The organism is Pseudomonas sp. 20-5 (assembly GCF_056782835.1).
This window is the reverse complement of record NZ_CM165584.1, coordinates 2,339,516-2,355,846: the sequence shown is the minus strand read 5'-3', so window position 1 is coordinate 2,355,846 and position 16,331 is coordinate 2,339,516. Positions and strand designations below refer to the sequence as shown.

Below are 16,331 nucleotides of genomic sequence, written 5' to 3'. Positions count from 1 at the left end.
ACGAAGCTGTGGATCGCCCATGGGCAGATCCAGCAGTCCGCGCGTAGGATGGGCAGGCACGCTTCCTGCCCATTTTCCGCCAGGAAAAGAAAGGAATTCCTTTCCGAGATTTCCACAGAGGTCATGGATGAAAAAAAGCCCCCTGCTGATACTGAGCGTACTCCTCGCCGCCTGCGGCCCCGACAAGCTGATTTCCGACCTGCCGTCGCCGAACGGGCAATACCACGTCGAGGTTCGGAAATGCCCGGAGAAAGGTTCGATCACCTGGGGCGAAGAAATACAGGTCTCCCTCCTCGAAACCGGGAAATCGGAAAAGTGCCATTCAGTCGTGCAGTCGCTGGCGCAATTCGACCTGCGCGCATCCGCGGACGAATTGCAACTGGAGTGGCTGTCCGATACGGAACTCAGGGCCTGGCACCCTAGCTTCGAGCCCGGAAACCAAGCGGACGGCTCGCGCCTGAAGCACGATGCGCCGGTGAAGATGGTCTTTGCGCCGAAGCGCTGAGCGACTCAAAGGACGCACCTGTATTCCGCCGCAGCAGGAGATATCAAAGCAGTCCGCTTACTCGAGCTACACACCCGCGAGTGCCTGATTAAAGACTGGAAAATATGAAACAAAGCGGCGCCATCCACAGCGCCAGGTTGATCGTCCATTGCAGCGCTCTTTCGCGAGCGCTTCCCAGCTTTCGCTGCTGGAGCACGAATGCCAACGCAGTGGAATGCAGCAACAGGGCGCAGGCAGGAAAGGCCAGCAGGTAGGCGATCAGCCCAGGCGCATTCATATTGGGATAGCTATGGCTGTCGAGCGATCGCCAGTACGCCACCAGGAAAGCGCTCGCGACCGCGAGGCTGAGTCCCAGGCTGATGCGGCTATACCACTTCATCGAGACCCTCCCGACGCGCCTTCCGGACCTACGCCGATCGCTCCGGAAAACGGCCCGATCCGCCTCGCCTCACCCTGCTTCAGTCAGAGCGGCTCAGGGCTTCCGGGGTTCGTTGCCGAGCAGACGATCGAGCTCGCCCATGACGCGATCGCTCTTGGCCTCTTCGAGCTTGCGCCGGGCCTCGGCGAGATTGGCCTGGGCGCGCTCCATCTCGACCATGCCGACGGCGGTGATCACCGCCTGCAATGGCACGCCCCTGCCGGTGGAGCGCATGCCATTGCGTTCGCGCTCCTGCGGCGCGCAGATGAACTGGAGGACAGCCTCATGGCTTTCGTTGGGCAGCGGGGTCCAGCCCTTGGCGAAGGTGAACTGGAGGTTCGTGGGTTGCCCGTTGTTGGAGAAGGTCTTGGCGTTGACCACCTTCACCTCTCGCGTATCGCAGCGGTACTGGTGCGCGCTGAGCAGATGGAAGGAGTCGAACAGCATGGCGATCTGCACCTGTCAGGCGTTTTCGATACCCGGCACCGGTGCCAGCGAATCGGCATCGGCCAGGAACACGTCAAGCTCGGCAGGGTCGTCGCCCTTGTGTACCACCCACCAGTCTTCGGCCCAGGCATGGCCGGATGCGGCCAGCAGCGCGGCGCACAGCCAAGTCGCGGCACTGCGGGAAACCTTGCGATATACGTTCATGTCACCTTCCTTGTGGGGAAATGCTTCCCTGCCGATCGTGGATAGGGGCGGCACCCGGCGCGCCCCTGAGCGAACACCCGCTATTTCAATGACAGCGGCACGCCCCAGACCGGGTCTTCCATGCCCTGCTTGCGTAGCGGCGTGATCTGCAGGGGCTGGAGCCTGGACAGCAGTTGCCGGTGCTTGTCGCTCAGGGCCCGCTGGGCGATCAGGGACTGGCTGAAGTCCATCGGCGCCGGCCAGGTGTAGACGGTCAGGTTTTCCAATGGGCATTCGATCTTCTTCGGATCGATCGCCCGGCACTTCGACTGCTGGTACTTGTAGCCGGGGGTCTTCAGGTGCATGCGCGGGGCCAGCAGCAATTGCCCGCCCTGCACGGTGAAGCTGGCCAGCGCCTTGTCGACCGGCAGGCGCGCCTGGACCTTGATCGAGGGCACGTCGCGGGAGTCGGTCTGCTGGTAATAGCCGGCCTGGGAGCCCTGGGTCGTCTGCGTGTATTGCTGCTCGCCCCAGCTCACGCAGGCGCCCGAGGCCACATGCACGGCGGTGCAGACCTTCTCGGTCTTGATCTCGCTGCCATAGGTGGCATCTTTCCAGACTTCTTCCCGGTAGTACTCGCGATACAGCTCGGGGGACAGGTACGCGGTGCCGTTGGCGCCATGGCCCGAACCGGGCGGACCGCTGCGGGCGCCGACCTGGTCGAGCAAGCCATGGATCTGGTAGTCGTCGCCGCCGGTCAGCAGGTACTTGCCGGGCGGCAGGATATGCACCTCGAAGGCCTTGAACAGATAGGTCTCGTCGGGCTTCCGCTGCAGCGCGTTGGTCTGGAACTTGCGGCCGAAGGTCACCTTCGGGTCCTTCTCGTACTCCCAGATCGCCGTTGGCGTCCACTGGGTCATGGTCAGGGCATCGCTCAGGGACTTGTGCGGCATCACGTCGGCCACCAGTACCACGGCCATGTTCCCCTTCAGCGCCTGGTCCACCAGGTCCAGCATCTGCGCGTTGCGCGGATCGTCCATGCTGCCATAGGCGCCCGAATCGAGTTCCGACACGCAACCGGAAAGGCAAAGCAGCAAGGCGGCGGAAAGGGCAAAACGCGGGCGGGGCAGTCTCATGCATCGATCCTTGATAGAGGCTGGTGCGGGTCGTCGGACGGCCCATCTTACTGGCCCCAGCCTGGATCGCAATATTTCAAATGAACTAGGTCGGCAGGGGCACACCGGCAGGGCCAGGAGCTGCCACGGCCCGCCGGCCCTCGTTGGTTCGGCTCCTCCCGATCAGACTGCCCACAACCGGCTGCAGACCTTCAGGCGTCGGAATCGGCGCCGCCTGGCATGCCCCTCCTCGGGAAACGAGACCGAATCGCCCTGCCCGGCCGGCATCACTCAGGAAGAATGGTGATTCCGCGTGCCCTGAGACTGCGCCGGTCTTTTCGGAGAGTTTCCAGCAACCGGTCCCTTGTCTCCCGGACGTGCGATTCGACCATCCCCGCGGCGCGTTCGATATCGCATGCCCTCAAGGCGGCGATGATGGCGCGATGCTCGGCCCAGCCGTGATGTTCCGGTTGGCTCTCCAACCATCTGACACGCTGGAGGCGCGTCAGGGCCTCGCCGAGCCCCCGACTGATGAATTCATTGCGGGCCAAACCGGCAATCCAAAGGTGGAATTGGCGTCCGGCAGACTCGGTCTCTTCTGCCGAGGCATTTATCGGCACCGCATCCAGTATGGCCTCCCCCTCCCGGAGATAGCTTTCTTCCGCCTCTTTTCCACCGAGGCGAACTGCCGTTACCTCAAGCATCTCCCGGTATACGAACAATTGTTCTATTTCCTGAAGATCGATGGGCGGCACCAGCCATCCCCGGCCCTCCCTCGCAACGAGACCTTCAGCCTCAAGACGAACCAGTGCCGTGCGGATAGAGCTTCGCGAGGCCCCTGTCTGCCCTTCGAGCCAGCGCTCCGTCAGGCGCTCTCCAGGGCCGATCTCCATATCCAGAATCAAGCGGCGCAGCCGCTCTTCAGCCTGCTGAATGACCGTCATTAGGTGCCTCCGATTGACAGATCCATTGGCCAACGTCAATGTATACCAAATTGGTATACCAAATTGACTGTGTGGTATCGAGTGTCTCTGATCGGAGTCTGCTGATGCAAGGCAACATGAACGAACCCGCTATCGACTGCTGGCAACGCAACCTCGCCGTGTGCTTGTTCGGAGCCTTCACCACCGTCTTCGCCATGACACTTATCCTGCCGTTCCTCCCGGTCTACATAGGTCAACTCGGGGTATCGGGCCACGCTGCAATCGTGCAGTGGTCGGGTATCGCCTACGCCGCCACTTTCGTCACCGCCGGGTTGGTAGCACCGCTTTGGGGGATGCTTGGCGACCGCTACGGTCGCAAGCCCATGCTGGTCCGAGCTAGCCTGGGAATGGCGATCACCATGTTGCTGATGGGGCTGGCCTCCGATATCTGGCAATTCATCGGCTTGCGCTTGTTGGCGGGAATCGCCGGCGGGTACTCGTCGGGGGCAACGATCCTGGTCGCGGTGCAAGCTCCGAAATCCCGTTCGGCATGGGCATTGGGTCTTCTTTCCTCGGGCGTGATGGCCGGCAATCTGTTAGGGCCGCTGGTTGGCGGCTTCCTGCCTCCTCTGATCGGCATACGAGCCACATTCTGGGGCGCCAGTGGATTGATCTTCATTGCGTTTGTCTTCACGACCTTCATGTTGCGCGAGACTGCACGCCCCTCCGTCCCCGCCGTCGAAGAACCTCCCAAGGTCGGTTGGTCGAATATGCCCAACAAGGCGGTGATCCTCGCCATGCTGGCGACAGGCCTGCTGCTGATGATTGCCAACATGTCGGTCGAACCGATTATCACCGTCTATATCGAAACGCTGCTCGAGGACTCGAGGCGGGTGACGTCTGTGGCGGGTCTGGCCATGTCGGCGGCAGCGCTCGGAAGCATCATCTCCGCGACCTATCTGGGTAAGGTGGCCGACCGGATTGGCTACGGCGTCATCATGATAGCCGCGCTGAGCGTCGCGGCCGTCCTGCTGATTCCCCAGGCTTTCGTATATGCGGGGTGGCAACTCATCGCCCTGCGCTTCCTGATGGGCATGGCGCTTGGCGGCCTGCTTCCGTGCATGGCCGCTGTAATCCGCCATAGCGTCCCGGAGCGATTCGTCGGCTCGGCAATGGGCTGGTCGCTATCCGCGCAATTCGCCGGCCAGGTAATCGGGCCGGTAATCGGAGGGTTCGTCGGTGGCCAGTTCGGGATGCGCAGCGTTTTCCTGGTAACCAGCCTGTTGATGCTGGCAGGGGCGCTATTCAACTGGCGAGCCCTTGGGCACTCCACCCGCTAGACGGTTTTCCACCACCCAGAGGTCGTCATGACTGAGCTCGTGCTTGAATCTCCCTTTAATTCCGCCCTGCTGCTGATGGATTTCCAGGAATTCGTGCTGAACAACTTCGTGCCCGCACCTCGCGCAGCCGAGGTAGTGGCCCGCACCTCCAGATTTCTTTCCAGGGTACGGCAAACCGATATGCTTGTAGTTCATGTAACGGTGGGCTGCCCGCCCGATGGTCCGCCAATGGACAGGCGCAACAGGCTATTCCGCGAGCTACGTGAAAGTGGCTTGATCGAACCGGGAAGCCCCGGGTTGGCGATCACCGCCGCCTTGCAGCCGATCGAAAGCGAACCGGTCATTACGAAGAGTCGCGTCGGCGCCTTCACGGGTACGGAACTGGACGAGCTTCTCTGGGCGCATGATATTGAAACATTGCTCATCGCTGGAGCCACTACCTCAGGCGTAGTGCTGACGACGGTTCGCCAGGCGTTCGATCTGGACTACCAGTTGGTTGTGCTCAGAGACGGCTGTGTCGATGGCGATGCAGAGTTGCATGACTACCTCATGGCCAGAGTCATTTCCGACCACGCCACGATCACCGAAATCGATGAAGTGGCGAAAACTCTACGCATGTAGAGTGCGCCAGCCATACAGAAGCAACGGTCGTTCCCGAGTACCGCCGCCCAGACCCTTGGCAACTTCCCTCGCTCGATCCCACCTCCGATAAAAGCATCGGCGATGTGCTCGGCGACTCCTCGGGGCTATCGAAGCTGACCATCAGTAGCGTCAAGGCCACTCACCGGGAACGCTCCTTTGGGCTGGAACCCGCCTCCCTGCCAAAAGGCTTTCAAGATCCGGGAGCTCGATACTATCGTCGAGCGCATGTAGAGAGGCCCAGTGGAGGGTAACGACTACCTCCTCGGGTCTGGCAACCATTTTGCCTGGCAGCGCCCCAGAAAATGGCGATCGAGTCCATCCCCACGAAAGATGTACCAGGGGCGGAGATTCTGGTCAGTGACTGAAAAACGGTGGCGGCCCAGGTCGAGAGGCTGATGGAGACATCATCCGAATCGAAGTACTGTGACAGCCTACGAGCCGTGCTGGAAAGCCTCGGGTTATCGGACACCGACGCTGGGCGGGTGGAACTGCTCATTGCCGACGATATGGCAAAGGCCCCATCCCTGATAAAATCCCTCGCCCTGCTCCGCTCCCCCTACCGAAGTCCCGATGCGCCCAGAACCGACCAACGCCCCCGCCGCCCTCTCACGCCGCTTCTCCGTTGCGCCGATGATGGACTGGACCGATCGCCACTGCCGCTTCTTCCTGCGCCAGTTGTCCCGTCACACCTTGCTCTACACCGAGATGGTCACCACTGGCGCGTTGCTGCACGGCGATCGCCAGCGCTTCCTCCGCTACGACGAATGCGAGCATCCACTGGCGCTGCAACTGGGCGGCAGCGTGCCGGCGGAACTGGCGGCCTGCGCGCGGCTGGCGGAAGAGGCCGGCTACGACGAGGTCAACCTCAACGTCGGCTGCCCCAGCGACCGGGTCCAGCACAACATGATCGGCGCCTGCCTGATGGGGCATCCGGCGCTGGTGGCGGACTGCGTGAAGGCAATGCTGGATGCGGTGGAGATAGCGGTGACGGTGAAGCACCGCATCGGTATCAACGGGCGCGACAGCTATGCCGAGCTCTGCGATTTCGTCGGCCAGGTGCGCGAGGCCGGCTGCCGGAGCTTCACGGTGCATGCACGGATCGCCATCCTCGAAGGGCTCTCGCCCAAGGAAAACCGCGAGGTGCCGCCGCTGCGCTACGAGGTCGCGGCGCAATTGAAGAAGGACTTCCCGGACCTGGAGATCGTCCTCAACGGCGGCATCAAGACCCTCGAGGCCTGCCGCGAGCACCTGCAGACCTTCGACGGCGTGATGCTCGGTCGCGAGGCCTACCACAACCCCTACCTGCTGGCCGCGGTGGACAGCCAGTTGTTCGGCAGCGAAGCGCCGCCGCTCAGTCGCAGCGAGGCCTTGCTCCGTCTGCGTCCGTACATCGAGCGACACCAGGCCGAAGGCGGCGCGATGCATCACGTGACCCGCCATATCCTCGGCCTGGCCCAGGGCTTCCCCGGCTCCCGGCGATTCCGCCAACTGCTCTCGGTGGACGTGCACAAGGCCGCCGATCCGCTGCGGGTTTTCGACCAGGCGCTGGAACTTCTGGCGGGGCGATAGCTCCCATTGAGCCGCGCCTGCGGCTCGGGTAAGGTCGGGGAATTCTTCTTCCCAAGAACCCACCTGACAAGACCTCGCCATGACTTCGAAGCTGGAACAACTCAAGCAATACACCACGGTGGTCGCCGACACCGGCGACTTCGATGCCATTGCCCGCCTGAAGCCGGTGGACGCCACCACCAACCCGTCGCTGCTGCTCAAGGCCGCCGCCCTGCCGCGCTACGCCGAGCACCTTCGACAGGCTACCGCGGGTAGCGGCGGCGACGCCGGACTGGCTTGCGACCGCTTCGCCGTGGCAGTCGGCAAGGACATCCTCGGAGTCATTCCCGGACGTATTTCCACCGAAGTCGACGCGCGCCTGTCGTTCGACAGCGAGGCCACCCTCGCCCGCGCCCACCGCCTGATCGAGCTGTACGACGAACAGGGCATCGACCGCGAGCGGGTGCTGATCAAGATCGCCTCCACCTGGGAAGGAATCCGCGCCGCCGAGATTCTGGAACGCGAGGGCATCCAGACCAACCTGACCCTGCTGTTCTCCTTCGCCCAGGCGGTGGCCTGCGCCGACGCCGGGGTGTTCCTCATCTCGCCGTTCGTCGGGCGCATCTACGACTGGTACAAGAAGAGCGAGAACCGCGACTACGCCGGCGCCGAGGATCCCGGCGTGCAGTCGGTCTCGCGCATCTATCGCTACTACAAGGCCAACGGCTACAAGACGGTGGTGATGGGCGCCAGCTTCCGCAATCTCGGCCAGATCGAGCAACTGGCCGGCTGCGACCGCCTGACCATCAGTCCCGACCTGCTGCAACAACTGGCTGACGCCCAGGGCGAGCTGCCGCGCCTGCTGCTGCCGGGCGAAGGCGAGCCGCGCCAGGTGCTCGACGAGAGCGCTTTCCGTTGGCAGATGAACGAGGACGCCATGGCCACCGAAAAGCTGGCCGAAGGCATCCGCCTGTTCGCACGCGACCAGGAAAAGCTCGAATACCAGTTGGCGACCCGCCACTGATCGCCGCTGCCGGCGGGACGCGCATGCAGGGCGTCCCGTTCCGGCGCAGCGGAGGATTCAGCAGGAATTCGGGAAGGGATCGACCGGTTAATGGCGCTCCAGGGCGCTGACCAGGTCGTGGAAGGCTTCGCGGTTGGATTCGTTGAGGCCCATCAGGATGCGGTGCGCCTCCAGAACCTTGTCGCGCACCACATCTTCCGACTGGTCCTGCGGCGGCAGGTCGGACAGGCATTCCGGGCACGGAATCGGACGATCGACGATATTGAACACCTGATCGAAGCCCATCGACTGCAACAGACGGGTAATGTCCGGATTGGTGGTCACCAGCGTGGGCAACAGGCCGATTTTCTGCCGCGACAGGATGGACAGCTTGGCCAGCAGGCCGAGCGTGGTGCTATCGATGCTCTGGGTTTCCGTAAGATCGATGATGATCGCCGAAAAATTCAGCGCAGCGAAGATCTTTTCGATGGTGGAATCCAGGGCCGAGCACAGGGTGAGGCGGACCTCACCGACGAATTTCAGAACGAAGGAGCCGTTCTGTTCGGCAAACTGGATTTTACCGGTACTCATGCAAGGTTCCTGCTCAACACCAGCAAGGCGATATCATCCGGCATCTCCGCCAGGTTGGCCAGCCCGAAGACCTGGCGCAGCCCGTCGAGGGTGCCTCCGGCGGCTGCCACCTGTTCCGGTAGCGAAGCCTCTTTCTCCTTCAGCGTAGCTCCTGGCAGCACATCGAGGATGCCATCGGAAAACAGCGACAGGCTGAAGGAAGGCGGCAACTCCATGACCCGGTCGTCATAGGTCGCATCGTCGAACAGGCCCACCGGCAGGCCACGGCCCTCCAGGTAGCTCGCCTGCCCTTCGACGAACAACACAGGAAGCGGCAGGTGGCCGCCGATGCTGTAGGTCAGGCTGTTCTTCTCCAGGTCGATGACCCCGCCGAGCATGGTCACGTGCTTGCCCAACTTGGTGTTGATCAGGCCGCGGTTGATGTGCGCCAGCACCTCGGACGGCTTGAACTCCGGGAGCGTGCCGTTGCGCCTCGACTCATAGAGCAGGCGCGTGGTCATGAACTTCAGCAGCACCGTGACGAAGGCCGAGGAAGCGCCATGGCCGGAAACGTCGGCCAGGTAGAACGCCACGCGTCGCTCGTCGACCCGGAAGTAGTCGACGAAGTCGCCGGAGAGATACAGCGACGGAATGATCCGGTGGGAAAACTCCAGCCCCTCGATGCTCCACGGCGTCACCGGAAGCATGTTCATCTGCACCTGGCGGCCGGCGTTCTGGTCTTCCTGAAGCAGGTTCAGGCTGGCCTGCAATTCGCGGTTGGCGGCTTCCAGCTTGTCGCGGTAGCGCTGGTTCTCGACCCGCAGGTAGGCGCGATCCAGGGCCCGGCGCACCGAATGCTCGAGCACCGCGAGGTCTTCCAGGGGCTTGATCAGGTAGTCGGCGGCGCCCAGGCGCAAGGCTTCCACCGCATCGCTCATCACGCCGGCTCCGGAAAGTACGATGATCGGCGTTTCCGAAGCGGTCTGGCGGATGCGGCGGATCAGTTCGAGGCCGTCGATCTGCGGCATGCGCAAATCGCAAATGACCAGGTCCGGCTGTTCGCTTTCGAAGATCTGCAGGCCCTGCAGACCGTTGAGGGCCTGCAACACCTTGAAGTTGCTGTCTTCCAAGTAGGCGGCGAGGCTTTCGCGCACCACCTCGTCGTCATCGATGATCAGCAGCGTGGCACTGACTTTATGCATGGGTCATCCAGGCAAACGGCGCCGGAAACAGTGGGTCCTAGGCGCTTATTGTAAGTGACAACAGCGCGGCTACGGGGTTCGACAAGGCGCAGACGGTACTCCCATCCGTTGAGCAGTTCAAGCCGTTGACCTTTGCCGGAAAATCCGCCTTTGTCCGTCCGATCCCGTCCGCACGGTATAAACTTTGACGATAATCGCCAGGATTGCCAGTCGCCCTCCCATCGCCCCGACCATGAGGATCAGCCCATGCAGCCCATGCAGCCCATCGAGCACAACTACAGCGAGAAGCGCGACTTCATCCGCATGAAGCTCGACACCCCGGTCACCATCCGCTGCGAAGGCCGCGAGTCGGTGGCCCTGTGCCGGGACCTGTCCGCCAGCGGGCTGCTGCTGGAAGCGCAAAGCGAGCTGGCTCCGGGCGACCACCTGCGGGTGAGCATCCCGTCCACCCACGAGACGCTCACCGGCCTGGAACTGGAAGCCCGCGTGGTGCGCTGCGAACGCCTCGGCCCGGGTCGGCATAGCCTGGGGCTGAGCATCGTCGCGATCCACTGAAACGACGAAAGGCGACCCAAGGGCCGCCTTTCCAGGTGTCGCACGAAGCGGGTCGACTTAGAAGTCGTCCTCCACCTCGCCGTCCTTGACCTTGAACTCGCGGTTCTGCAGGTAGGCGTTGCGGATGAAGATGTACTTGTCGCCGCTGATCAGTTTTTCCGACTTCAGCAGGTTGGCACGGGTGTCGACGGTATTGATGCCGAACATCACGTTGCGCGCGCGTACGTCGTCCATGTAGTGGTAGGGACTGACATAGATGTCCGGGATCTTCGCCGGGGCATCGCGCAGCGTGCTCGGGCCGAGGAACGGCAGCATCACGTACGGGCCGCTGCCGACGCCCCAATAACCCAGGGTCTGGCCGAAGTCCTCATCGTTGCGCTGCAGGCCCATCGGGGTCGCCACGTCGATCAAGCCGGCCAGGCCGAAGGTGCTGTTGAACAGCAGGCGGCTGGTGTCCACGCCGGCATTGTGGAACTTGGCCTGCAACAGGTTGTTGGCCAGGTTCTTCACGTCGCCGAGGTTGTTGAAGAAGTTGTGCACGCCGTCCTGAACGAAGTTCGGGGTGACCTTCTGGTAACCCTGGGCCAGCGGTTTCAGCGCATAGGTGTCCAGGGTGTCGTTGAAGGTGAAGATGGGACGGTTGATGCTTTCCCAAGGGTCTTCTTCACTGGCCGCCAGGGACAGCGTGGGTGCCAATGCGAGGCTGGCGCAAGCCAGGATTCGGGCACTACGTTCGATCCAGTTCACGCCGCGGGCGCGCATTGCTGTATCTCCTTTGCATGACTAGTCTTGGCCGCCAGCGCGGCTTCAGCGTGCGCGCAGTATATAGGCTCGCATCGATTTTGAGACTAGAAGAGTTACGAGATGGCTGACAGACAATTGCTACACACGGCCCATATCCCGGTGCGCTGGGGCGACATGGACAGCTACGGGCACGTCAACAACACCCTCTATTTCCAGTACCTGGAAGAGGCCCGGGTGGCCTGGTTCGAAACCCTCGGCATCGACCTGGAAGGCGCTGCCGAGGGGCCGGTCGTGCTGCAAAGCCTGCACACCTACCTGAAGCCGGTGGTGCATCCGGCCACCGTGGTGGTGGAACTGTACGCCGGCAGGCTGGGCACCAGCAGCCTGGTACTGGAACATCGCCTGCACACCCTGGAAGATCCGCAAGGCACCTATGGCGAAGGCCACTGCAAGCTGGTCTGGGTGCGCCACGCGGAAAACCGTTCGACGCCCGTGCCGGACAGCATACGCGCCGCGATCGCCTGACTCAGGCGCCCGGATAGGCCGCGTCGAGCACGATCTCCAGAGCGTCCGGGCGCCAGAACTCCTGGTCGAACTCGACCACCCTCTGCCCCTCCGCGTAACTCAGTCGCTCCAGGTACAGCGCCGGCGAACCCGGCGCCAGTTGCAGCGGCTCGGCCTGGGCCGCGTTCAGCGCGGTCGGGTGCATCGCCAGTTGGCAGCGCGTCGGCTGCAGGCCGAAACGCTCGCGCAGCAGGCTCATCAGCGAAGTATCGAGGTCGTGGTCCAGCAGGCCTGGGCACCACCCGGCATCCAGGGCGATCAGTTCGATCAGCACCGGACGCTCGTCCACCCAGCGGCGCCGTTGCAGGAAATACACCGGCGCGCTGTCCTCCAGCCCCATCCGCTTGGCCAGCCAGGCGCCGGCTGCACGCCGCTCGGCGTGCAGCGTCTCGGTACGCGGCTGGCGTCCCTGGGCGCTGACGTATTCCATGAAGCCGGTGGTACGGGTCGGGTTGTAGCGGATCCGCGGCGGCGCGACGAACCAGCCGCGGCGGTTCTCGCGATAGACCAGGCCTTCGGTTTCCAATTGCTGCAGGGCTTCGCGAAGGGTGATGCGGGTACACAGGAAGCGCTCGGCCAACTCCCGCTCGGAGGGAAGTTTCACTTGCAGCACACCCTGGGCGATATCCGCGGCGAGCTGGTCGCGGATGCGCAGGTACTGACGAGATTGATCGACCGGCATGACGGCCTCGCTGATTCAGACCGGCCGATTATAACGGCAGCCCGTCGGCCTATCGCCACTGCCACGAAAACGTCACGGCGGCGTCACAAAACCCCTCTAGGCTGGCCTAGACCATTTGCCAGACGCCTTTCGCATGCCCAGCTCCGACCAACTCCCGCGCTTCACCGCCCTGCTCTTCGGACTCTCCGGCGGCCTGGTGGATTTCGGCGCCCGGACCCTGTCCCTGGCGCTGCTGCGCAGCCATCCGCATAGCCCTGCCGAATACCTCCGCGACGCCAGTCTGCTGCCCTTCGCCGAGGCACAAAGCTTCCTGTTGCGGCGCAAGCCGAACAAGAGCGAGCGCCAGCGCCTGGAGCAGGCCCTCGACGAAGCCGCCGGGGAACAGGCCGAAGCCATCGCCGGTGCCGTGGCCCTGTTGGAGAGCCTGGACGAACAACGGATTCCCTACGCCTGGCAGGACGAGCTACCGGAATCGGTCTGCCAGCGCCTTGCCGCGCCGCTCGGCCGAGCGAACGCCCTGATCCCCCTCGCCGGCGCGCGCCCCTGGCCGGCCCCCGATGGCTGCTGGCAGGCCCTCGCCCGGCTGGGCATCGAGCGCCTCGACGGCTGCGTGCTGGTCAGCGCCCAACCGCGTCAACTCCAGGCCGGACTCAATGCCGGGCTATGGACCATCGGCCTGGCCGCCAGCGGGCCGTCGTGCGGCCTCTCGCCGGCCGACTGGGACGCTCTCGGACACACCGAGCGCGACCGCTTGCGCGCCGACGCCACCTTGGAACTGTACCGCCTGGGCGTGCATTCCGTGATCGATCACCTGGGCGAGCTGCAACCCTGCCTGCACGACCTCGCCGTCCGCCGCCTGAAAGGAGAAAAACCATGAGTCGCGCCCGTCACCGCTTTCTCGACGAACTGGCCGAACGCTTCGCCAGCCATGGCGCCGAGCCCTATGGCGAGGCAGTCAGCCAGGCCGAGCACGCGCTGCAGTGTGCGACCCTGGCCGAGCGCGCCGGCTGCTCGGACAGCCTTGTAGTCGCCGCCCTGCTGCACGATATCGGCCACCTCTATGAAGACCCGGCGCAGATCGACGAGGAGGACCTGCGCCACGAGGAATTCGGCGCACGCCTGCTACGCGAGCTGTTCCCCGAGTCGGTCTGGCAGCCGGTGCGCCTGCACGTATCGGCCAAGCGCTTCCTCTGCGCGGTGGACCCGAGCTACCACGCCAGCCTGTCGCCGGCCTCCCGGCACAGCCTGGTGCTGCAAGGCGGGCCGTTCGACGAGCGTGCCGCCGCGGCCTACATCAAGGCGCCCTATGCCCAGGACGGCCTGACCCTGCGCCGCCTCGACGACCTGGCCAAGGACCCGGCCATGCGCACCCCCGAACTGACGCACTTCTTCCCGCTGCTGGAACGCCTGCTGCGGATTGATCCGGATCGCGCACATCTGCGCCCGACAGGTTAATCTGTTCGGCATGGACGGACCTTTCGGCGCCCGCCGGAGGTCCACCGAAGACTTGTACGTCGAGGGAAATACCATGCCGAAAGAGAGTCTGCTGCGCGAACTATCCGCCCTGCGCGAGCAACTGGAGCAACAACCGCCGCTGAACGAAGAGCAGCGCGCCGAACTGGAACTCCTGATCAGGGACATCGAACTGAAACTGGCCAACGAGGACGCCCTCAACGAAGGCAGCCTGGTCGATGGGGTCAACCTCGCCGTCGAGCGCTTCGAGGTCAGCCACCCGACCCTCGCCGGCACGCTCCGCTCCATCGTGCAGAGCCTGGCCAACATGGGTATCTGAACGACTTGCCGAAATGAAAAGCCCCGGCATGGCCGGGGCTTTTTCGTATCCGCGTGTTGCGAGGCGTTACTGGCGCACCAGGCGTCGGTTGTCCGGTGCGACCTCCGCCAGGCTGCGGTAGGGATTGATATCCAGGCCGCCACGGCGTACGTAGCGCGCGTAGACGCTGAGCGCCTGCGGCTGCAACAGGCGCTGCAGGTCGAGGAAGATGCGTTCGACGCACTGTTCGTGGAAGTCCTGGTGCTGGCGGAAGGAAACCAGGTAGGCCAGCAGGCTGGCCGGGTCCAGCGCCGGGCCCCGGTAGTCGACCACCAGGGTGCCCCAGTCGGGCTGGCCGGTGACCGGGCAGTTGGACTTGAGCAGGTGGCTGTAGAGCTGCTCCTCGACGATCCGCCCGGCGTCGCAGCGCAGCAGTTCCGGGCGCGGCTGCTCGTAGCCGTCGACGGCGATGTCCAGCTCGTCGATGCAGCGCCCCGGCAGACGCCCGATGCCCTCCTCGGCAACCTCGTCGAGGCTGCGCAGGCGCACGCCCACGGGCGCCCCGGCAGCGGCCGAGAGGTCTTTCTGCAATACCGCGCGAAGCGCCTCGCGACTATCGAAGGCGGACTGGTTGAGGGAATTGAGGTAAAGCTTGAACGACTTCGACTCGATGATGTTCGGCGAGTCCGCCGGGATCGAGAACTCGCCGATCGCCACCACCGGCTTGCCGGCCGGGGTCAGCCAGGACAGCTCGTAGCAGTTCCAGATATCCACGCCGCGATAAGGCAGGGTCTCGGCGCTCAGGCCAAGCTCGGCCCATTTCGCCGTGCGTGAAATGGGAAACAGCAGCGACGGCGTGTAGCTGGAGACGTATTCGCTGGTCTTGCCCAGCGGCGAATGTTCGGCGGGATGCTGCATGAGGGAAACCTGCTGGATGAATCGCGCAGGGCCCTTCCCCGCGCGCCGCGCCGCACTGGCGGGCGGCGGCAAGTGTATACGGATCGGCCGGCATCTTCACGCCGGCCGTCCGCCGGCTCAGGGCTGCACGGTCAGTTGACCGACCATCCCGGCCTGGTAGTGGCCGGGGATGTTGCAGGCGAACTCCAGCCGGGTGGCTTTGGCGAAGGTCCAGGTCAGCTCGGCGCTCTTGCCCGGCTCGACCAGCACGCTGTTGGGGTCGTCGTGCTTCATCATCCGGCCATGGTCCATGCCGGCCATGCCGTGGCCCATCTGACTATGGTCCATCGACGCCATGCCGGTCGGGGTGAGCATCCCGGACTGCTGCATCTCCAGCATCTCCTTCTGGTGCTCGGCATGCATCGCCGCGTCTCCCAGGTTGAACTCGTGCAACAGCTTGCCTTCGTTCTTCAGCACGAAGCGGACCGTCTCGCCGGCCTTGACCTCGATCGCCCGCGGCTTGAAGTACATGTCGCCGAGCACCACCTCGATGCTGCGGCTGGCCTGCGCGGCCTGGGCCGGCTTGCCGAAGGCCTGGCCGTGGGCCGGTGAAGCCTGGGCGCTGGCACCGAAAAGCACGCCGAGGACGATCAGGGAAGCGGGAAGCAGGCGGCGCGGAAACATACGGGGAATCTCCATCGGGTTGATGTCGCCTATCCTGTGTCGCTGCGCCTGCCGGCTGGCTGTCGGGAGCATTACATCTTTGTCAGCTTGCCGCCGTTGCGGACCGCGAAGGCTAAGATCGCCCAGCGCCACCGACGGGCATAAAAAACCCGCCGACCGGAAACCAGGGAACCGGTGGCGGGTGAAGACGGGATCGGAGCCCTCCGTCATCCCGTGTGGAGCCGGGGATGGAAGAACTGGCGATCAGCAGTTTTCCTTGTCCTTCTTCGTCGCTTCGGCCTGCTTCGCCAGTTTCTCCTGGTGCGCGGCACGAGCCTTGGCGGCCTGGGCCTGCATGCGCTCGAAGACGATGTCGCCGCCGCTGTCGGCCATGGCCGGAACGGTCGGGGCGAGGACCAGCAGGAAAGCGAGGGTGGAGGCAGTGAAGGTACGCATGGGAAGTCTCCTCGAATGAATTCCCCTGTAGTCTGCGCGGGGGCCACTGTCGCCCCCGTTACCCACTGATTACGATGCTGTCAGAAACAGGTCGGCATGGCCG

The 16,331-nt window shown here is 63.9% G+C and carries 22 protein-coding genes; 10 read left to right on the top strand and 12 right to left on the bottom strand.

The genetic code is table 11. The features are described from left to right. The first annotated feature begins 19 nt into the window (after window positions 1-19). On the top strand, window positions 20-505 hold the full coding sequence (locus tag AC1RB9_RS11140; protein WP_003138785.1) for a hypothetical protein: 486 nt from the start codon (window positions 20-22) through the stop codon (window positions 503-505). An 88-nt stretch (window positions 506-593) separates the two neighbouring features. Here the strand turns inward: AC1RB9_RS11140 and AC1RB9_RS11135 are convergent, their stop codons facing one another. From AC1RB9_RS11135 to AC1RB9_RS11115, 5 genes are all read right to left on the bottom strand, one after another. Then, window positions 594-884 carry a hypothetical protein gene (locus tag AC1RB9_RS11135; RefSeq protein WP_003116583.1) on the bottom strand — a complete coding sequence of 97 codons (291 nt, stop codon included), beginning with the start codon at window positions 882-884 and terminating at the stop codon, window positions 594-596. Between the two features lie 93 nt (window positions 885-977). Next, a complete protein-coding gene (locus AC1RB9_RS11130) occupies window positions 978-1,370 on the bottom strand; it encodes a hypothetical protein (protein ID WP_176492274.1) in 393 nt (130 codons plus the stop codon). A gap of 15 nt (window positions 1,371-1,385) precedes the next feature. Beyond that, on the bottom strand, window positions 1,386-1,574 hold the full coding sequence (locus AC1RB9_RS11125; RefSeq protein WP_176492275.1) for a hypothetical protein: 189 nt from the start codon (window positions 1,572-1,574) through the stop codon (window positions 1,386-1,388). A gap of 80 nt (window positions 1,575-1,654) precedes the next feature. Further along, window positions 1,655-2,689 carry a hypothetical protein gene (locus AC1RB9_RS11120; protein ID WP_003090863.1) on the bottom strand — a complete coding sequence of 345 codons (1,035 nt, stop codon included), beginning with the start codon at window positions 2,687-2,689 and terminating at the stop codon, window positions 1,655-1,657. 266 nt (window positions 2,690-2,955) lie between these two features. Continuing rightward, window positions 2,956-3,612, bottom strand: coding sequence for a GntR family transcriptional regulator (locus AC1RB9_RS11115; protein ID WP_003116580.1), 657 nt, complete (start codon window positions 3,610-3,612; stop codon window positions 2,956-2,958). A gap of 104 nt (window positions 3,613-3,716) precedes the next feature. Between AC1RB9_RS11115 and AC1RB9_RS11110 the strand changes: the two genes are divergently transcribed. The 4 genes from AC1RB9_RS11110 (at window position 3,717) to tal (ending at window position 8,145) form a co-directional block, all read left to right on the top strand. Then, the gene (locus AC1RB9_RS11110) at window positions 3,717-4,931 is read left to right on the top strand and encodes an MFS transporter (RefSeq protein ID WP_003090864.1); all 1,215 of its coding nucleotides are present in this window, start codon (window positions 3,717-3,719) and stop codon (window positions 4,929-4,931) included. A 27-nt stretch (window positions 4,932-4,958) separates the two neighbouring features. Next, window positions 4,959-5,552: a cysteine hydrolase family protein gene (locus tag AC1RB9_RS11105; protein WP_003104048.1), complete on the top strand. Its 594-nt coding sequence runs from the start codon at window positions 4,959-4,961 to the stop codon at window positions 5,550-5,552. Window positions 5,553-6,143: 591 nt separating this feature from the next. Continuing rightward, on the top strand, window positions 6,144-7,142 hold the full coding sequence (gene dusA, locus AC1RB9_RS11100) for a tRNA dihydrouridine(20/20a) synthase DusA (protein WP_003104050.1): 999 nt from the start codon (window positions 6,144-6,146) through the stop codon (window positions 7,140-7,142). 79 nt (window positions 7,143-7,221) lie between these two features. Continuing rightward, window positions 7,222-8,145: a transaldolase gene (gene tal, locus AC1RB9_RS11095; protein ID WP_003090868.1), complete on the top strand. Its 924-nt coding sequence runs from the start codon at window positions 7,222-7,224 to the stop codon at window positions 8,143-8,145. An 87-nt stretch (window positions 8,146-8,232) separates the two neighbouring features. On the opposite strand, the gene rssC is transcribed toward tal, so the two are convergent. Continuing rightward, a complete protein-coding gene (gene rssC, locus AC1RB9_RS11090) occupies window positions 8,233-8,715 on the bottom strand; it encodes an anti-sigma factor antagonist RssC (protein ID WP_003104052.1) in 483 nt (160 codons plus the stop codon). Further along, window positions 8,712-9,896, bottom strand: coding sequence for a two-component system response regulator RssB (rssB, locus tag AC1RB9_RS11085; RefSeq protein WP_003119890.1), 1,185 nt, complete (start codon window positions 9,894-9,896; stop codon window positions 8,712-8,714). The genes rssC and rssB overlap by 4 nt, the downstream gene beginning before the upstream one ends. Before the next feature lie 255 nt (window positions 9,897-10,151). Here rssB and pilZ point away from each other — a divergent pair, with 255 nt between their 5' ends. Then, complete coding sequence (gene pilZ / locus AC1RB9_RS11080; protein ID WP_003104055.1) at window positions 10,152-10,451, top strand: cyclic di-GMP-binding protein PilZ; 300 nt, start codon at window positions 10,152-10,154, stop codon at window positions 10,449-10,451. 57 nt (window positions 10,452-10,508) lie between these two features. Here pilZ and AC1RB9_RS11075 read toward each other — a convergent pair whose 3' ends face one another. After that, window positions 10,509-11,213, bottom strand: a complete 705-nt coding sequence (locus tag AC1RB9_RS11075) for an MlaA family lipoprotein (protein WP_003114777.1) — start codon at window positions 11,211-11,213, stop codon at window positions 10,509-10,511. Between the two features lie 102 nt (window positions 11,214-11,315). Here AC1RB9_RS11075 and AC1RB9_RS11070 point away from each other — a divergent pair, with 102 nt between their 5' ends. Next, window positions 11,316-11,720, top strand: coding sequence for an acyl-CoA thioesterase (locus tag AC1RB9_RS11070; protein ID WP_003114776.1), 405 nt, complete (start codon window positions 11,316-11,318; stop codon window positions 11,718-11,720). Between the two features lies 1 nt (window position 11,721). Here AC1RB9_RS11070 and AC1RB9_RS11065 read toward each other — a convergent pair whose 3' ends face one another. Continuing rightward, window positions 11,722-12,441, bottom strand: a complete 720-nt coding sequence (locus tag AC1RB9_RS11065) for a UTRA domain-containing protein (protein WP_003104061.1) — start codon at window positions 12,439-12,441, stop codon at window positions 11,722-11,724. Window positions 12,442-12,574: 133 nt separating this feature from the next. On the opposite strand from AC1RB9_RS11065, the gene pcrP reads away from it, so the two are divergent. The 3 genes from pcrP to AC1RB9_RS11050 all read left to right on the top strand — a co-directional run bounded on the left by pcrP (window position 12,575) and on the right by AC1RB9_RS11050 (window position 14,233). Then, a complete protein-coding gene (gene pcrP / locus AC1RB9_RS11060) occupies window positions 12,575-13,318 on the top strand; it encodes an HAD superfamily inactivated hydrolase PcrP (RefSeq protein WP_003452346.1) in 744 nt (247 codons plus the stop codon). Beyond that, the gene (locus tag AC1RB9_RS11055) at window positions 13,315-13,896 is read left to right on the top strand and encodes a phosphonate degradation HD-domain oxygenase (RefSeq protein WP_003090877.1); all 582 of its coding nucleotides are present in this window, start codon (window positions 13,315-13,317) and stop codon (window positions 13,894-13,896) included. The genes pcrP and AC1RB9_RS11055 overlap by 4 nt, the downstream gene beginning before the upstream one ends. Window positions 13,897-13,969: 73 nt before the next feature. Then, window positions 13,970-14,233, top strand: coding sequence for a DUF4404 family protein (locus tag AC1RB9_RS11050; protein ID WP_003090878.1), 264 nt, complete (start codon window positions 13,970-13,972; stop codon window positions 14,231-14,233). Window positions 14,234-14,299: 66 nt separating this feature from the next. Here AC1RB9_RS11050 and queF read toward each other — a convergent pair whose 3' ends face one another. The 3 genes from queF to ptrA form a co-directional block, all read right to left on the bottom strand. Beyond that, a complete protein-coding gene (queF, locus tag AC1RB9_RS11045) occupies window positions 14,300-15,130 on the bottom strand; it encodes an NADPH-dependent 7-cyano-7-deazaguanine reductase QueF (RefSeq protein WP_003098780.1) in 831 nt (276 codons plus the stop codon). Window positions 15,131-15,247: 117 nt separating this feature from the next. Beyond that, the gene (gene copI / locus AC1RB9_RS11040) at window positions 15,248-15,865 is read right to left on the bottom strand and encodes a copper-resistant cuproprotein CopI (RefSeq protein WP_003119888.1); all 618 of its coding nucleotides are present in this window, start codon (window positions 15,863-15,865) and stop codon (window positions 15,248-15,250) included. 171 nt (window positions 15,866-16,036) lie between these two features. Continuing rightward, window positions 16,037-16,228, bottom strand: coding sequence for a T3SS anti-activator PtrA (ptrA, locus tag AC1RB9_RS11035; protein ID WP_003090881.1), 192 nt, complete (start codon window positions 16,226-16,228; stop codon window positions 16,037-16,039). Between the last annotated feature and the right edge of the window lie 103 nt (window positions 16,229-16,331).

What these genes read in the sequence shown, in the direction of transcription:
- AC1RB9_RS11140 (WP_003138785.1), top strand. Translation starts at nt 20, where the DNA reads ATGGGCAGATCCAGCAGTCCGCGCGTAGGATGGGCAGGCACGCTTCCT.
- AC1RB9_RS11135 (WP_003116583.1), bottom strand. Translation starts at nt 884, where the DNA reads ATGAAGTGGTATAGCCGCATCAGCCTGGGACTCAGCCTCGCGGTCGCG.
- AC1RB9_RS11130 (WP_176492274.1), bottom strand. Translation starts at nt 1,370, where the DNA reads ATGCTGTTCGACTCCTTCCATCTGCTCAGCGCGCACCAGTACCGCTGC.
- AC1RB9_RS11125 (WP_176492275.1), bottom strand. Translation starts at nt 1,574, where the DNA reads ATGAACGTATATCGCAAGGTTTCCCGCAGTGCCGCGACTTGGCTGTGC.
- AC1RB9_RS11120 (WP_003090863.1), bottom strand. Translation starts at nt 2,689, where the DNA reads ATGAGACTGCCCCGCCCGCGTTTTGCCCTTTCCGCCGCCTTGCTGCTT.
- AC1RB9_RS11115 (WP_003116580.1), bottom strand. Translation starts at nt 3,612, where the DNA reads ATGACGGTCATTCAGCAGGCTGAAGAGCGGCTGCGCCGCTTGATTCTG.
- AC1RB9_RS11110 (WP_003090864.1), top strand. Translation starts at nt 3,717, where the DNA reads ATGCAAGGCAACATGAACGAACCCGCTATCGACTGCTGGCAACGCAAC.
- AC1RB9_RS11105 (WP_003104048.1), top strand. Translation starts at nt 4,959, where the DNA reads ATGACTGAGCTCGTGCTTGAATCTCCCTTTAATTCCGCCCTGCTGCTG.
- dusA (WP_003104050.1), top strand. Translation starts at nt 6,144, where the DNA reads ATGCGCCCAGAACCGACCAACGCCCCCGCCGCCCTCTCACGCCGCTTC.
- tal (WP_003090868.1), top strand. Translation starts at nt 7,222, where the DNA reads ATGACTTCGAAGCTGGAACAACTCAAGCAATACACCACGGTGGTCGCC.
- rssC (WP_003104052.1), bottom strand. Translation starts at nt 8,715, where the DNA reads ATGAGTACCGGTAAAATCCAGTTTGCCGAACAGAACGGCTCCTTCGTT.
- rssB (WP_003119890.1), bottom strand. Translation starts at nt 9,896, where the DNA reads ATGCATAAAGTCAGTGCCACGCTGCTGATCATCGATGACGACGAGGTG.
- pilZ (WP_003104055.1), top strand. Translation starts at nt 10,152, where the DNA reads ATGCAGCCCATCGAGCACAACTACAGCGAGAAGCGCGACTTCATCCGC.
- AC1RB9_RS11075 (WP_003114777.1), bottom strand. Translation starts at nt 11,213, where the DNA reads ATGCGCGCCCGCGGCGTGAACTGGATCGAACGTAGTGCCCGAATCCTG.
- AC1RB9_RS11070 (WP_003114776.1), top strand. Translation starts at nt 11,316, where the DNA reads ATGGCTGACAGACAATTGCTACACACGGCCCATATCCCGGTGCGCTGG.
- AC1RB9_RS11065 (WP_003104061.1), bottom strand. Translation starts at nt 12,441, where the DNA reads ATGCCGGTCGATCAATCTCGTCAGTACCTGCGCATCCGCGACCAGCTC.
- pcrP (WP_003452346.1), top strand. Translation starts at nt 12,575, where the DNA reads ATGCCCAGCTCCGACCAACTCCCGCGCTTCACCGCCCTGCTCTTCGGA.
- AC1RB9_RS11055 (WP_003090877.1), top strand. Translation starts at nt 13,315, where the DNA reads ATGAGTCGCGCCCGTCACCGCTTTCTCGACGAACTGGCCGAACGCTTC.
- AC1RB9_RS11050 (WP_003090878.1), top strand. Translation starts at nt 13,970, where the DNA reads ATGCCGAAAGAGAGTCTGCTGCGCGAACTATCCGCCCTGCGCGAGCAA.
- queF (WP_003098780.1), bottom strand. Translation starts at nt 15,130, where the DNA reads ATGCAGCATCCCGCCGAACATTCGCCGCTGGGCAAGACCAGCGAATAC.
- copI (WP_003119888.1), bottom strand. Translation starts at nt 15,865, where the DNA reads ATGCTCCCGACAGCCAGCCGGCAGGCGCAGCGACACAGGATAGGCGAC.
- ptrA (WP_003090881.1), bottom strand. Translation starts at nt 16,228, where the DNA reads ATGCGTACCTTCACTGCCTCCACCCTCGCTTTCCTGCTGGTCCTCGCC.